The sequence below is a fragment of the Shimia biformata genome, assembly GCF_016888515.1.
GTDB classification, from domain to species: Bacteria; Pseudomonadota; Alphaproteobacteria; order Rhodobacterales; family Rhodobacteraceae; genus Shimia_A; species Shimia_A biformata.
This window is the reverse complement of sequence record NZ_JAFEJK010000002.1, coordinates 255,767-269,053: the sequence shown is the minus strand read 5'-3', so window position 1 is coordinate 269,053 and position 13,287 is coordinate 255,767. Positions and strand designations below refer to the sequence as shown.

Below are 13,287 nucleotides of genomic sequence, written 5' to 3'. Positions count from 1 at the left end.
CCGGACCGCGATGCCGGTCGCGGCACGCTTTCACCAAACGCTCCGCCAGCGCCCCGACGCGCTGGCGGTTGCCATTTCCGGGCACAGCTTCTCGTATCGCGACCTCGCTTCACATATAGGCGGTCTGGATGGCTGGCTTCGGACCTTGCCTGCCTCGCTGCGCCCCAACATCGCCTTGCCCGAACCCGGACGCCTGATGGCACTGGCCATCGGCAACCACCCTGCATCGGTACCCATCCTGTCAACAGCACTGACGACACCGCACGCGGTTGCGGTGATGGACCCAAGCTGGCCTGACGCAACGCTCTCTGAAATGCTGGAACGCTGTCGCCCGGACGTCCTGTTCCACCTCGGCACCCATCCCGGTCTTGTCATGGCGGCAGACCGACTGGGCCTTCCAGCGATCAACCTCTCGTCCGGCCTGTCGGCCCTGCCCCACGCCACTGCCGCAGCACCAGAGGTCACCGACCCCGAAGGCGTCTTCCTTCTGGGGTTCACTTCGGGCACCACATCCGCGCCCAAGTGCTTTGCCCGCACGCGACGGTCGTGGCAGATCAGCCTGACTGAGGGCCGCGCCGCTTTTGGCCTGACGAAAGCCAGCCATACCGTCGCACCCGGCCCCCTGTCGCATGGGCTGACCCTTTATGCCTTTGCCGAGGCGCTGGACGCGGGCGCCTGTTTCTTTGGCCTCAACAAATTCAGCGCCACCCGCACCGCCACATTGCTGCGCGACGGGTTGGCCACCCGGCTGGTGGCGGTTCCGTCCATGATCGAAGCGCTGGTGGCCCGAAACCGCCCCTTTCCGGGCATCACCAATGTCACCACCGCCGGGGCGAAACTGTCGCCCGAGACGCTGTCGCGCGCGCTGGCGGCCTTCCCCGACGCCGAAATCACCGAGTATTACGGCGCGTCCGAACTTGGCTTTGTCAGCCTTGCCCGACACAGCCAAACCGGGTCGAATGCCCCACCGCACTCGGTTGGCTTCCCCTTCCCGCATGTCGACCTGTCGATCCGCGCAGATGGCCAGCGCGTCGCACAGGGCGAAACCGGAACCGTCTTTGTGCGCGGCGACCTTGCCATCGCTGGCTACCTCGGCCCGGCACAGGACGGGTTCCGGCGCGACGGCGACTGGGCCACGGTCGGGGACATGGGCCGGATCGACCCCGACGGATCACTTGTCCTTCTCGGGCGCGAAGGCGGCATGATCCTGTCGGGCGGCTATAACATCTTCCCGCAAGAGGTCGCGCAGGTCCTGATGCAGGCGGAAGGCGTCACCGGGGCCGAGGTGTTCGGCCTGCCTGATCCGTTCCTTGGCCAGAAGGTTGTCGCGGTGCTTGCAGGAAGAATTGACGCCCCAACGCTGGCCGCGCATTGTCGGGCGCATCTGCCCGCCTACAAGCTTCCGCGACAGGTCTTCACGCTGGACCATTGGCCGATGACCACCAGCGGCAAACGGGCGCGCGGAAAGATCGAGGAATGGCTCAAGGAAGGAGATGCGCAACTTGTCCCGCTGGAAAGGTTCCGCTGACCGCCAACCGGTGATCGTCGCCGCACGTCGCAGCGCCATCGGGCGCAAGGGCGGCATGTTCGCGTCACTGGAAGTCGAGGACCTGGCCGCACCGGTCCTGACGGCTGCTCTGCGCGATGCGGGCTTGAAGGCCCAAACTGTCGATGACGTGATCCTTGGCAATGCCGCCGGTCCGGGCGGCAATGTCGCCCGCGTGGCGGCGTTGCTGGCGGGTTTCCCCGTCGATGTCCCGGCAATGACCGTCGACCGGCAATGCGGCAGCGGGTTAGAGGCGGTATTGACCGCCTGCCACAAGATCGCGGCCGGGGCGGCGGATGTGGTGATCGCGGGCGGCGTTGAAAGTTGCAGCCGCGCCCCGATCCGCGCCCTGCCCCCGCGCGCAAAAGGTGACGAACCTCAATACTATACCCGCGCACGGTTTGCCCCTGACGCGATCGGCGATCCTGACATGGGCGAGGCCGCCGAGAATGTCGCCGAAGCGTACCGCGTCACCCGGCAAAGACAGGACCGTTTCGCGCTGCAATCCCAGACCCGCGCTTTGGCGGCGCAGGCGGCAGGCGCGTTCGACGCCGAGATCGTGCCCATCGACAGCCAGACCCGCGACGAATCTCCGCGCGAGGGGCTGACGTTGGACCGCCTTGCCCGACTGCGCCCTGCCTTCCGCTCCGGTGGCAGCGTAACGGCTGGTAATGCCTGTCCATTGAACGACGGCGCAGCAGCGCTGGTAGTGATGAGCCGCGCGGCGGCGCAGGCGGTGGGTCATGAAACGGGCTTGGGTTTTGTCGATGGCGCGGCGGCAGGTGTTGATCCAAACCTTCTGGGCATCGGTCCCGTCGCCTCGACCCGGAAACTGCTGTCCCGCCGCCCCGACCTGTCGCTGGACGACATGTTCGCCCTTGAATTCAACGAAGCCTTTGCCGCGCAGGTGCTGGCATCGCTCGATCAACTCGACCTGCCCGACAGCCTGCCCAACCAGCAGGGCGGAGCGATTGCTCTGGGGCATCCTTTCGGGGCCTCTGGCGCGATCCTTGTCACGCGGCTGTTCCACCAGATGCAAAACGCGCCCGCCGAAGGATCGGAAGGCGCGCTTTTGATGGCTATGATCGGCATCGGCGGGGGTCTTGGCCTGACCGCCGCCTTTGAACGGGTCGAGCTTTAGGTCTTATGCGACCCCGGCCAGCTCTTTAAGCTTTCCCACGGGGCCGGTCGCTTTCATCGCAACTGCCGTGTCCAGCATCCGGTTCGAGAAGCCCCATTCATTGTCATACCACGACATGACACGCACCATGCCGCCATCGGTCAGCTTGGTCTGTTCGATTGCAAAGACCGAAGAGCGCGGATCGTGGTTGAAATCCATCGATACCAGAGGATCGTCGGTCACCCCAAGGATGCCACGCAGCGGGCCTTCGTCTGCCGCCTTGCGGATCACGTCATTTACCTGCGCAACGTCGGTCACGGGGGTCTTCGGCATGAAGCACAGGTCGACCACCGACACGTTCGGGGTCGGCACACGGATTGACGAACCGTCAAGCTTGCCCTTCAGATGCGGCAGCACCAGACCCACGGCGCGGGCCGCGCCGGTCGAGGTCGGGATCATCGACATTGCCGCCGCACGAGCGCGATAAAGGTCCTTGTGCGCGCGGTCCAGCGTCGGCTGGTCGCCGGTATAGCTGTGGATCGTGGTCATATAGCCGGTCTCAATGCCAAAGGCATCGTCCAGCACCTTTGCGACAGGCGACAGGCAGTTCGTGGTACAGGACGCGTTCGACACCACGATATCCTCGGGCGTCAGCGTCTCGTGGTTGACGCCAAAGACGATGGTCTTGTCCGCGCCCGTTGCCGGGGCCGAAACCAGAACCCGGTCCGAACCGTTTTTCAGGTGGCGTGCGGCAGCCTCGCGGTCGGTGAAGATGCCGGTACATTCCATCGCCACGTCGACGTCGCCCCACGGCAGGTCTTCGGGGTTGCGTTCGGCGGTGACGCGGATCAGTTTGCCGTCGATCTCGATCCCGCCGTCGACCGCCTTGATGTCGTTATGGATGCGCCCATGCACCGAGTCGTATTTCAGCAGGTGCAGGTTCGTTTCCACTGCGGCGAGGTCGTTGATGGCAACAACTTCCACATCCTTGCGGCCGTTTTCCAGAAGCGCGCGCAGAACGCAGCGGCCAATCCGCCCAAATCCGTTGATGGCAACCTTGACAGTCATGTCTAATCCGATCCTATCCGATCTCTGATGAAGTTAGCGCTAACAAGCATAATTTTCCCTAAAAATCAAGTGTGCCGGGCCAAAAATGTGAGCGCTAACGGGCAATTCCCCGAAGTGCTTGCGCCAATTGGAAAAACCGCCACGCAACAAAGAAAAAGGGCGCCCAAAGACGCCCTTTCCTGATTTTGTCGGGTGATCGGCCTTAATCTTCGGGCACGATCCGCACCGCGCCCAGCGAGGCATTGGCAACATGCGCAGCATATGCACGCAGCGCGGTCGATACGGCGCGCGGGCGCCCCTCGGCCTTCCATGCCGCCTTGTCCGCCTGCGGGTGCGCGGCGCGACGGCGCTCAAGCTCTTCATCCGAGACATCAAGGTGGATGGTGCGTTCCGGCACCGACACGCGGATCGTGTCGCCGTCCTGCACCAGGCCAATGATGCCCTTCTCGGCCGCTTCCGGCGAGACGTGGCCGATCGACAGACCCGCCGTGCCGCCCGAGAAGCGGCCATCGGTGATCAAGGCACAGGTCTTGTCCAGCTTCATCGATTTCAGATAGGCGGTCGGATAGAGCATTTCCTGCATGCCCGGACCACCTTTCGGCCCTTCGTAGCGGATCACAACGAAAGAGCCCGGCTTGACCTTGCCGCCAAGAATGCCCTCGACCGCGTCGTCCTGGCTTTCAAAGACAACGGCGGTGCCGGTGAATTCATACATTTCCTTGATGACGCCAGCGGTCTTCAGGATGCACCCCTGCTGAGCCAGATTGCCGAACAACACACACAGCCCGCCCTGCTCGGAATAGGCATGTTCGAAATCGCGGACGCAGCCATCTTCGATATCAAGGTCAAGGTCGGTATACATGCGCGACTGGCTGAAGGCCTGGGTCGTGCGCACACCACCCGGCGCGGCGATGAACAGGTCGCGGGCCTCGTTGCCGGCGGTCTCGCGGCGGATGTCCCACTTGTCGATGAACTCGCCCATGGTCTTTTCATGCACGGTGGCGCAGTGGCGGTGGATTTTGCCTTCGCGGTCCAGTTCCCCCATGATGCGGGCGATGCCGCCGGCGCGGTGGACGTCCTCCATGTGATATTTCGGCGTCGACGGCGCGACCTTGCACAGGTGCGGGATCTGGCGCGACAGGCGGTCCATGTCGGCCATGGTGAAGTTCACCTTGCCCTCATGCGCAATAGCCAGAAGGTGCAAAACCGTGTTCGTGGACCCGCCCATGGCGATGTCCAGCGCCATGGCGTTCTCGAACGCCTCAAAGGTCGCGATACCGCGCGGCAGGGCGGTCTCGTCGCCGTCCTTGTACCAGCGGTTGCACAGTTCGATGATCTTGTGCCCGGCTTCCTCGAACAGGCCCTTGCGTTTGGAATGCGTCGCCAGAAGCGAGCCATTGCCAGGCAGCGCCAGCCCCAGTGCCTCGGCCAGACAGTTCATCGAGTTCGCGGTGAACATGCCCGAACATGACCCGCAGGTCGGGCAGGCCGAGCGTTCCAGCTTGTCGACCTCTTCCTCGCTGCGGTCCTCATCGGTGGCGCCCACAATGGCGGTCACAAGGTCGGCCTTGTGTTCGCCATCCTTCAGGATCACCTTGCCCGCTTCCATCGGTCCGCCCGAGACGAAGATCGCGGGGATATTGAGGCGCATCGCGGCCATCAGCATGCCGGGCGTGATCTTGTCACAGTTCGAGATACAGACCAGCGCGTCGGCGCAATGGGCGTTTGCCATGTATTCGACGCTGTCGGCAATCACTTCGCGCGACGGCAACGAGTACAGCATCCCATCATGGCCCATGGCGATGCCGTCATCGACGGCGATGGTGTTCATTTCCTTGGCAACACCGCCCGCTTTCTCGATCTCGCGCGCGACCAGCTGGCCCATGTCCTTGAGATGCACGTGACCCGGCACAAACTCGGTGAACGAGTTGACCACAGCCACGATCGGCTTGCCGAAATCCTCGGTTTTCATTCCCGTGGCACGCCACAGCGCGCGGGCGGCAGCCATGCGGCGGCCGAAGGTCGAAGTCTTGGAACGCAGGTCGGGCATCTTGGATCATCCTTATTCGCGTGGGGCCTCATGCAAGCGGGTGCCAAAGAGCAGCCCGATTTGCAAGGGGATTTGGCAATTTTGTTACCTGTTTCGCCTGCAAGGAATGTCAAAACCGAAAGCAGACCCGCGCGCGGACGCAAGACTGTGCAAATCCGGCAAGGTCGCCTTGGGGTAGAGGTATCTGCTCAGGAATGGCCGCCGCGCTTACTCGACCACATCGAGAAAGGTCTGCATCTCTTCTATCCGGTCTGTTACGTTTGCTTAGGTTAGAACCCGCTCGATGTCCTGGGCAAACCCGGCAAAGTGATCCAGAAATTTGAGGCCACGCTTGTGGCTGCCGATGAAAAGGAGCGAGCCGTAAACGTCGCCCTGCTGGACATAGACTGTGCAATTCAGGGACCTGCCTTCTTCAAGGCGGTTCCAACCATAGCAGTTTACCCAGTGACGAGGAACGCTCGCAGACCCTTCGGCAGCAAACACAAAGGTGCTTCGATGTGGTTTGCCAGATGGGGCGAGAGGTTTTGATTCGTAGACATCGTATTGAGCGAAACCAATGGTTCTTCGGTCTTTTTTCGGCAGGTTGCGTATGGCGTTTGCGAGGCGGTCAATCCCCTCCGTTCTTTCCATGACCCGCAAATTTGACGGTGAATACGTTGAATAGAGGCCGGGAATCTGGCTTGGATTCACTTTTAGAATGAACTGACGGAAAACCCCGCCCCCCGTGGTCCAGTTTCCGCAGGTCCGATAGTATTCCTGCCCCATACGAAGCACGATCCCGTGCGGGGCATGGGGTTCTGTGTGGGGGCAATAGGGGACCTTGCCATCCTGAGCTTGAACAGGCACCGCCGTCACAAGGACCACCAGCGCGGCACAAAGGGTCACCGCACGACACACAATACTCCACAATCTCATTCGGACCTTCCGCATTACCGAAGTTCATTAACTGACCCAGTGTCAATGCCCGCAAACTGGGGCGATCTTGCGGCGGCAGGGCAGAGATCATGAGACAATTCACTCGTATCGAGCGCTCTTTGACTTGCCCTTTCAGGAATCATCCGCACGGGAATCCGCCCGTTTCGATGGCATCTTCTTGCCGCAACACCCGATACTACGCGCAAGACCTGCATGCGCGCCGCCACCAAAGGCCCAAAAAACAGGCAATTACCCCGCAATGACGCCCAACAATGCAGCAACAGCGATCCAGCGCCCAATAATCAGGCGGTCTTATTTGAGAATCTCGCGGCACCGCAGAAAGGTTAAGCCACCCGATGCGCGGACAGGCTGCCACCTTGGTCATGTCAGGAAACCGCTGGGTGTGTGGCGACCGGACGATTGGACCTCGGACCCAGCCGCCACACGGTTCGCAACAATAGTTGCAAGGTCAGAGCTAGGACGAGTTGCCCCCATGTGCAAGTCCCCGGCCCGAACCTTGCGAGGAGACACGCATGAACTTCCTAAAATCCACTCTCGCCGGTTCGCTGGCACTGGCAGGGGTCGCGACCACCGCGATGGCCGCCGATGACACGATCAAGATCGGCGTACTGCATTCGCTCTCGGGCACCATGGCCATTTCCGAGACCACGCTGAAAGACACAATGCTGATGTTGATCGAGGAACAGAACGCCAAGGGCGGAGTTCTGGGCAAGCAACTGGAAGCTGTTGTTGTCGATCCCGCATCGGACTGGCCGCTGTTTGCCGAGAAGGCACGCGAGTTGCTGACCGTCGAAGACGTTGACGTGATGTTCGGCTGCTGGACCTCGGTCAGCCGCAAATCGGTTCTGCCGGTGATCGAGGAACTGAACGGCCTGCTGTTCTACCCGGTGCAGTACGAGGGTGAGGAAAGCTCGAAAAACGTGTTCTACACTGGCGCCGCGCCGAACCAGCAGGCGATCCCGGCGACGGATTATTTCCTCGAAGAACTGGGCGTTGAGAAATTCGCGCTTTTGGGCACCGACTATGTCTATCCCCGCACCACCAACAACATCCTTGAGAGCTATCTGAAGGATAAGGGCATCGCGGCCGAAGACATCTTCGTGAACTACACCCCCTTCGGCCACAGCGACTGGTCGAAAATCGTCGCCGACGTCGTGGCGCTGGGTGCGGATGGCAAGAAGGTCGGCGTGATCTCGACCATCAACGGCGACGCCAATATCGGCTTTTACAAGGAACTGGCCGCAGCTGGCGTGTCGGCGGACGACATCCCCGTCGTTGCCTTCTCGGTCGGTGAAGAGGAACTTTCTGGCCTCGACACGACGAACCTCGTCGGTCACCTCGCGGCATGGAACTACTTCCAGTCGGCGGAAAGCGACCTGAACGATGAATTCGTCGCCAAGTGGAAAGCCTTTGCTGGCGAAGAGCGTGTCACCAACGACCCGATGGAAGCCCACGTGATCGGTTTCAACATGTACATCAAGGCGCTGGAAAAAGCCGGCACCACCGATGTCGACGCGGTGCGTGAAGCGATGTACGGCATCGAGGTTCCGAACCTGACCGGCGGCACCGCCGTGATGCTGCCGAACCACCACCTGACCAAGCCGGTCCTGATCGGTGAGATCCAGGAAGACGGCCAGTTCGACATCATCAGCCAGACCGCAGAGGTTCCGGGCGATGCATGGACAGACTTCCTGCCGGAATCGGCGGTTCTGAAGTCGGATTGGAAGGACCTGGGCTGCGGTATGTACAACACCCAGACCTCGACCTGCGTCCAGACCCTGTCAAACTACTAAGACCCAACCAATGGCGGAAGGGGGCGCATGTCCCCTTCCCCACAACATGACGAACAGGACGCCTTCCATGCGGGTCATCACTCTCGCCCTCACACTGCTCCTGTCCCTTTCCTCTTTCGCATTTGCACAAGGGTCCGGCATCCAGGAGGTGCTGCAAACCCATCGTGCCGCGATCGAGAAGGGCAGCCGCAAGACCATCGAACCGGCCATCACCGCCATCGCGGGCTCTGGCCTGCCCGCCGCCCAGACCGTGCTGCAGAAATGGCAGCAAAAGGACATGTGGCAGCGCAAGGAAGATGGGCTGTTCTTCTGGGCCGAAGAGATCGCCAGGAAGACCTATCGCCTGCATGATTTCGATACCGGTGAACCGGTAGGCGACTATGCCAAGGGCGACCTCGATCAGCTCAAGCCGAACTCGGGCGTGCGGGCGATGATCGGCGCGGCGCTGGTGCAGTTTCAGCTCAGCGACCCCGACCCCACGCGCCGCCTTGACGCCCTGACCGCGATCCAGCGCGATGCCGAAGAAAGTCACCTGGCGCCGCTCTCCGCCTCGATCGAGGGCGAAACCAACCCCGCGATCAAGGCCCGCAAAGAACAGCTTCTGACCCTTCTGACGATCCGTTTCGGCAAGGACACCGCCACCCGCGTTGCCGCCATCGAAAGCGTCTCGACCAATATCTCGCTGGATACCCGCGCCGCGCTGAACACGCTTCTCAGCAGCCGCATCGTGTTCGACCCGCCAGAAGAGGCCAACAAGGGCCGCCGCATCATTCCCGGCAGCGACGACCTGTCAATCGATGCCGCATTCGAGTTGATGGTCGATGCCGGTGCCATGAAACACGTCCCCACGCCGGATGAGCGCAAGGCCTTTCTTCTTGAACACATTGACGACGGCAAGGTGGGCGGTGTGCCACTGGCACAACTCGACACGCAAGAAGCCCGTGACCGCGCCTATGCCGCTCTCAACCCTGGCTGGAACCCGCTGGTGTCCAAGGCGGACCTGGTTCAGTATGAGCAATTCTATGAGGTCTTCGACGAACGCGACCGCGCCGTCACCAACGCCGCGCAAGAAGCGCTGAAATCGATAAAGACCCGCGTTGGTCTGAACCAGACGCTGGACCTTTTGCTGGACGGCATCTCGCTGGCCTCGATCTTCTTCCTCGCCGCCATCGGCCTTGCCATCACCTTCGGTGTGATGGGGGTGATCAACATGGCCCATGGCGAGTTCATCATGATGGGCGCCTACACCGGCTATGTCGTGCAGCAGATCATCCCGAACTACACCGTCTCGATCCTTGTAGCGCTGCCCTTGGCCTTCCTCGTCACCTTTGCCGCCGGCGTCGCGATGGAGCGGCTGGTGATCCGTCACCTCTACAACCGCCCGCTGGAAACGCTGCTGGCCACCTTCGGCATCTCGATCGCGCTGCAGCAGATCGCCAAGAACATCTTTGGCACCCAGGCGCGCCCGCTGACCTCTCCGGCCTGGCTGGACGGGGCCTGGGTGCTGAATGACGTGGTCTCGATCAGCTATATCCGCATCGCGATCTTCGTTCTGGCCCTGATCTTCCTCGGCCTGTTCCTGTTCATCATGAAACGCACGCGGCTGGGTCTTGAAACCCGCGCCGTCACCCAGAACCCGCGCATGGCGGCGTCGATGGGGATCAATCCCGACAAGGTGAACATGCTGACCTTCGGTCTGGGTTCGGGCATCGCCGGGATCGCCGGTGTCGCCATCGGCCTTTTCGCCAAGGTCACCTCGGAACTCGGCAGCGACTATATCGTGCAGTCCTTTATGACCGTCGTCGTCGGCGGGGTCGGCAATATCTGGGGCACGCTTGCGGGCGCGGCGATGATCGGCTTCCTGCAAAAGGGCATCGAATGGATGAACCCGTCGAACACGCTGGCGGCCCAGACCTACATGATCATCTTCATCATCATCTTCATCCAGTTCCGCCCCCGAGGGATCATCGCCCTCAAGGGACGTGCAGCGGGAGATTGATCCGATGAAAGCCACTTCTTTCTTGCAGAAATACTCCGGGGGAGTCGCGGCACGCGACGGGGGCAGCGCCCCCCTCCCCGCCCCGCAGGGAGTCACCCCATGACCGACCGTTCCCTCTTTGCCAAGAACCCCTCGGTTCTGATCTTCCTCGCCTGCCTTGGCATGTTCACGCTGGGCGTCACCGTCTTCAGCGAAGCCTTCGGCTCCGGCCTGATCTCGACCAGTTTCGTCAAGACACTGGGCAAGACCCTGTGCCTCTGCCTGATCGCGTTGGCAATGGATCTTGTCTGGGGCTACACCGGCATCCTGTCACTGGGCCATTTCGCCTTTTTCGGGATTGGCGGTTACATGATCGGCATGTGGCTGATGTATGAGCGCACCCGCGACATCATCGTGACCTCGATGGCCGGGCAGGAAATTCCGCCAACCGAATCCGAAATCACCGCCGCCATCGGAAACCAGATTTTCGGCGTGGTCGGCAGTTCCGAATTTCCCGCGATCTGGGCGTTTTCGCACTCGCTGACGCTGCAGCTGATCCTAGTCGTCGCGGTGCCCGGCCTTCTGGCTCTGGTCTTTGGCTGGCTTGCCTTCCGCAGTCGCGTGACGGGGGTTTACCTGTCGATCCTGACACAGGCGATGACGTTGGCGCTGGCGCTGTACCTCTTTCAGAACGACAGTGGCTTGCGCGGCAACAACGGGCTGTCGGGCCTGCAAAACCTGCCCGGACTGGATGAGGTGCCGCAATCCGTGGTCTCGGTCTGGTTCCTCTGGGCCTCAGCCGCCGCGCTTGGCCTTGGCTATGTCTTTAGCGCCTGGGTCGTTTCGGGCAAGTTCGGCTCGGTCCTGCGCGGCATCCGCGATGACGAGGCGCGGGTGCGGTTCCTTGGCTATTCGGTCGAGGCCTACAAACTGTTCATCTTCACCATCACCGCCGTGATCGCCGGGATCGCGGGAGCGCTCTACTACCCGCAGGCCGGGATCATCAACCCGGCCGAGATCGCACCAATCGCCTCGATTTACCTTGCGGTCTGGGTCGCCATCGGCGGGCGCGGACGGCTTTACGGCGCGGTGATCGGCGCGGCCTTTGTGTCGCTTGTCTCAAGCTGGTTCACCGGCGGGCAGGTGCCGTCTATCCCGCTTGGTTTCTACACCATAGACTGGGTCGACTGGTGGCTGGTGTTGCTGGGTTTCTCTTTCGTCATGGTCACGCTTTTTGCCCCGCGCGGCATTGGTGGTCTCTTTGACCTCTGGACCGGGCATATGGCGCCCGCGCGCCACGGACAGGACCTCGGGCCGGATGCCGGATCCCTTCAGGAACAGGAGGCGGATCAATGAGCACCCTTCTCGAAGTGTCCGGTGTCTCGGTCTCGTTTGACGGGTTCAAGGCGATCAACAACCTGTCCTTCCAGATCGGCAAGGCAGAGATGCGGGCGATTATCGGACCGAACGGCGCGGGAAAGACCACTTTTATGGATATCGTCACCGGCAAGACCAGACCAGACGAAGGCCGTGTGATCTGGGGCGACAAATCTGTCAGCCTGCTGAAAATGTCCGAAGCCCAGATCGCCCGGGCCGGGGTTGGCCGCAAGTTCCAGCGCCCCACCGTGTTCGAAGACCAGACGGTTTTTGACAACCTGCTTCTGGCGCTGAAAAAGGATCGCGGCCCCCTGCCCGTCCTGTTCTATCGGCGCAGCGCCGAGGACGTGGACAAGGTCCACGCGCTTGCCGAAGAGATCGGCCTGACCGACCAGCTTGACCGCAAATCGGGTGAACTCTCCCACGGCCAGAAGCAATGGCTTGAAATCGGCATGCTGCTGGCGCAGGAGCCACAGCTTCTTCTGGTCGACGAACCAGCGGCCGGCATGACACCCGAAGAACGCGAGCATACCACCGCGATCCTTGTCGAGGCCGCCAAGACCCGCGCCGTTGTCGTGGTTGAACATGACATGGAATTTGTGCGGCGGCTGAATTGCAAGGTGACGGTTCTGCATGAAGGCTCGGTTCTTGCCGAGGGCTCGCTCGATCACGTGACAAGCAACAAGGACGTCATCGACGTCTATCTGGGACGCTGAGACATGTTGAAAATCAATGACCTGACCCTGTTCTACGGCGGCTCTCAAATCCTTTACGATATCTCGATGCAGGCCGAACCCGGCAAGATCACCTGCATCATGGGTACCAACGGGGTTGGCAAAACTTCATTGTTGAAGGCGATCTCGGGCACCCATCCCCGCGAGGGTGGCGAGGTCGAGTTCTTTGGCGAAGCGATCGGCAAACTCCCCGCACATGTGATGGCGCAGAAGGGCGTTGGATACGTGCCGCAGGGCCGCGACATCTTTCCGCTGCTGACGGTGCGCGAGAACCTTGAAACAGGCTATGCCTGCCTGCCGAAATCGGAACATTTCATCCCCGACGAGATATTTGAACTGTTCCCGATCCTGAAAGACTTTCTGAACCGGCGCGGGGGCGACCTGTCGGGCGGGCAGCAGCAGCAGCTTGCCATTGCGCGGGCGCTGATCGCCAAGCCGAAGCTTCTGTTGCTGGATGAGCCGACCGAGGGCATCCAGCCCAATATCATCAAGCAGATCGGCAAGGTCATCGCCTATTTGCGCGATAAAGGAGACATGGCAATCATCCTGGTCGAGCAGTTCTTCGACTTTGCCTATGAACACGCCGATGAATTCGTGATCCTGCGGCGTGGCGAGGTGGTGAAATCGGGGCCACGTGGGGCGCTCAACCGCGAGGAATTGCTGGAAGCTGTCTCGGTCTGAGGTT

10 protein-coding genes are annotated in these 13,287 nt (G+C 61.5%); 7 read left to right on the top strand and 3 right to left on the bottom strand.

Features of this window, described 5'->3' with window-relative positions; all coding sequences use genetic code 11:
* Positions 1-10 precede the first annotated feature (10 nt).
* Positions 11-1,528: an AMP-binding protein gene (locus tag JQ863_RS16505; protein ID WP_204115428.1), complete on the top strand. Its 1,518-nt coding sequence runs from the start codon at positions 11-13 to the stop codon at positions 1,526-1,528.
* The gene (locus JQ863_RS16500; RefSeq protein WP_239113510.1) at positions 1,503-2,687 is read left to right on the top strand and encodes a thiolase family protein; all 1,185 of its coding nucleotides are present in this window, start codon (positions 1,503-1,505) and stop codon (positions 2,685-2,687) included. The genes JQ863_RS16505 and JQ863_RS16500 overlap by 26 nt, the downstream gene beginning before the upstream one ends.
* A 3-nt stretch (positions 2,688-2,690) precedes the next feature.
* Here the strand turns inward: JQ863_RS16500 and gap are convergent, their stop codons facing one another.
* The 3 genes from gap to JQ863_RS16485 form a co-directional block, all read right to left on the bottom strand.
* Positions 2,691-3,734, bottom strand: coding sequence for a type I glyceraldehyde-3-phosphate dehydrogenase (gene gap, locus JQ863_RS16495; RefSeq protein WP_204115426.1), 1,044 nt, complete (start codon positions 3,732-3,734; stop codon positions 2,691-2,693).
* Positions 3,735-3,936: 202 nt separating this feature from the next.
* Entirely contained in the window at positions 3,937-5,784 is a 1,848-nt protein-coding gene (ilvD, locus tag JQ863_RS16490) for a dihydroxy-acid dehydratase (protein ID WP_204115425.1), read from the bottom strand.
* Between the two features lie 264 nt (positions 5,785-6,048).
* Positions 6,049-6,699, bottom strand: a complete 651-nt coding sequence (locus JQ863_RS16485) for a hypothetical protein (protein ID WP_204115424.1) — start codon at positions 6,697-6,699, stop codon at positions 6,049-6,051.
* A gap of 533 nt (positions 6,700-7,232) precedes the next feature.
* Between JQ863_RS16485 and urtA the strand changes: the two genes are divergently transcribed.
* The 5 genes from urtA to urtE all read left to right on the top strand — a co-directional run bounded on the left by urtA (position 7,233) and on the right by urtE (position 13,283).
* On the top strand, positions 7,233-8,513 hold the full coding sequence (urtA, locus tag JQ863_RS16480) for an urea ABC transporter substrate-binding protein (protein WP_204115423.1): 1,281 nt from the start codon (positions 7,233-7,235) through the stop codon (positions 8,511-8,513).
* Between the two features lie 67 nt (positions 8,514-8,580).
* Positions 8,581-10,512 (top strand): urea ABC transporter permease subunit UrtB, encoded by a 1,932-nt coding sequence (urtB, locus tag JQ863_RS16475; protein WP_204115422.1) that lies wholly within the window; start codon positions 8,581-8,583, stop codon positions 10,510-10,512.
* A gap of 99 nt (positions 10,513-10,611) precedes the next feature.
* Positions 10,612-11,847 (top strand): urea ABC transporter permease subunit UrtC, encoded by a 1,236-nt coding sequence (gene urtC / locus JQ863_RS16470; protein ID WP_204115421.1) that lies wholly within the window; start codon positions 10,612-10,614, stop codon positions 11,845-11,847.
* Complete coding sequence (gene urtD, locus JQ863_RS16465) at positions 11,844-12,584, top strand: urea ABC transporter ATP-binding protein UrtD (protein ID WP_204115420.1); 741 nt, start codon at positions 11,844-11,846, stop codon at positions 12,582-12,584. Before urtC ends, urtD begins: the two co-directional genes overlap by 4 nt.
* A 3-nt stretch (positions 12,585-12,587) precedes the next feature.
* On the top strand, positions 12,588-13,283 hold the full coding sequence (gene urtE / locus JQ863_RS16460; RefSeq protein ID WP_204115419.1) for an urea ABC transporter ATP-binding subunit UrtE: 696 nt from the start codon (positions 12,588-12,590) through the stop codon (positions 13,281-13,283).
* Positions 13,284-13,287 lie beyond the last annotated feature (4 nt).

Coding starts and splice junctions, on each gene's coding strand:
- gap (WP_204115426.1), bottom strand. CDS start 3,734: ATGACTGTCAAGGTTGCCATCAACGGATTTGGGCGGATTGGCCGCTGC.
- urtE (WP_204115419.1), top strand. CDS start 12,588: ATGTTGAAAATCAATGACCTGACCCTGTTCTACGGCGGCTCTCAAATC.
- JQ863_RS16485 (WP_204115424.1), bottom strand. CDS start 6,699: ATGAGATTGTGGAGTATTGTGTGTCGTGCGGTGACCCTTTGTGCCGCG.
- ilvD (WP_204115425.1), bottom strand. CDS start 5,784: ATGCCCGACCTGCGTTCCAAGACTTCGACCTTCGGCCGCCGCATGGCT.
- urtA (WP_204115423.1), top strand. CDS start 7,233: ATGAACTTCCTAAAATCCACTCTCGCCGGTTCGCTGGCACTGGCAGGG.
- urtB (WP_204115422.1), top strand. CDS start 8,581: ATGCGGGTCATCACTCTCGCCCTCACACTGCTCCTGTCCCTTTCCTCT.
- urtD (WP_204115420.1), top strand. CDS start 11,844: ATGAGCACCCTTCTCGAAGTGTCCGGTGTCTCGGTCTCGTTTGACGGG.
- JQ863_RS16505 (WP_204115428.1), top strand. CDS start 11: ATGCCGGTCGCGGCACGCTTTCACCAAACGCTCCGCCAGCGCCCCGAC.
- urtC (WP_204115421.1), top strand. CDS start 10,612: ATGACCGACCGTTCCCTCTTTGCCAAGAACCCCTCGGTTCTGATCTTC.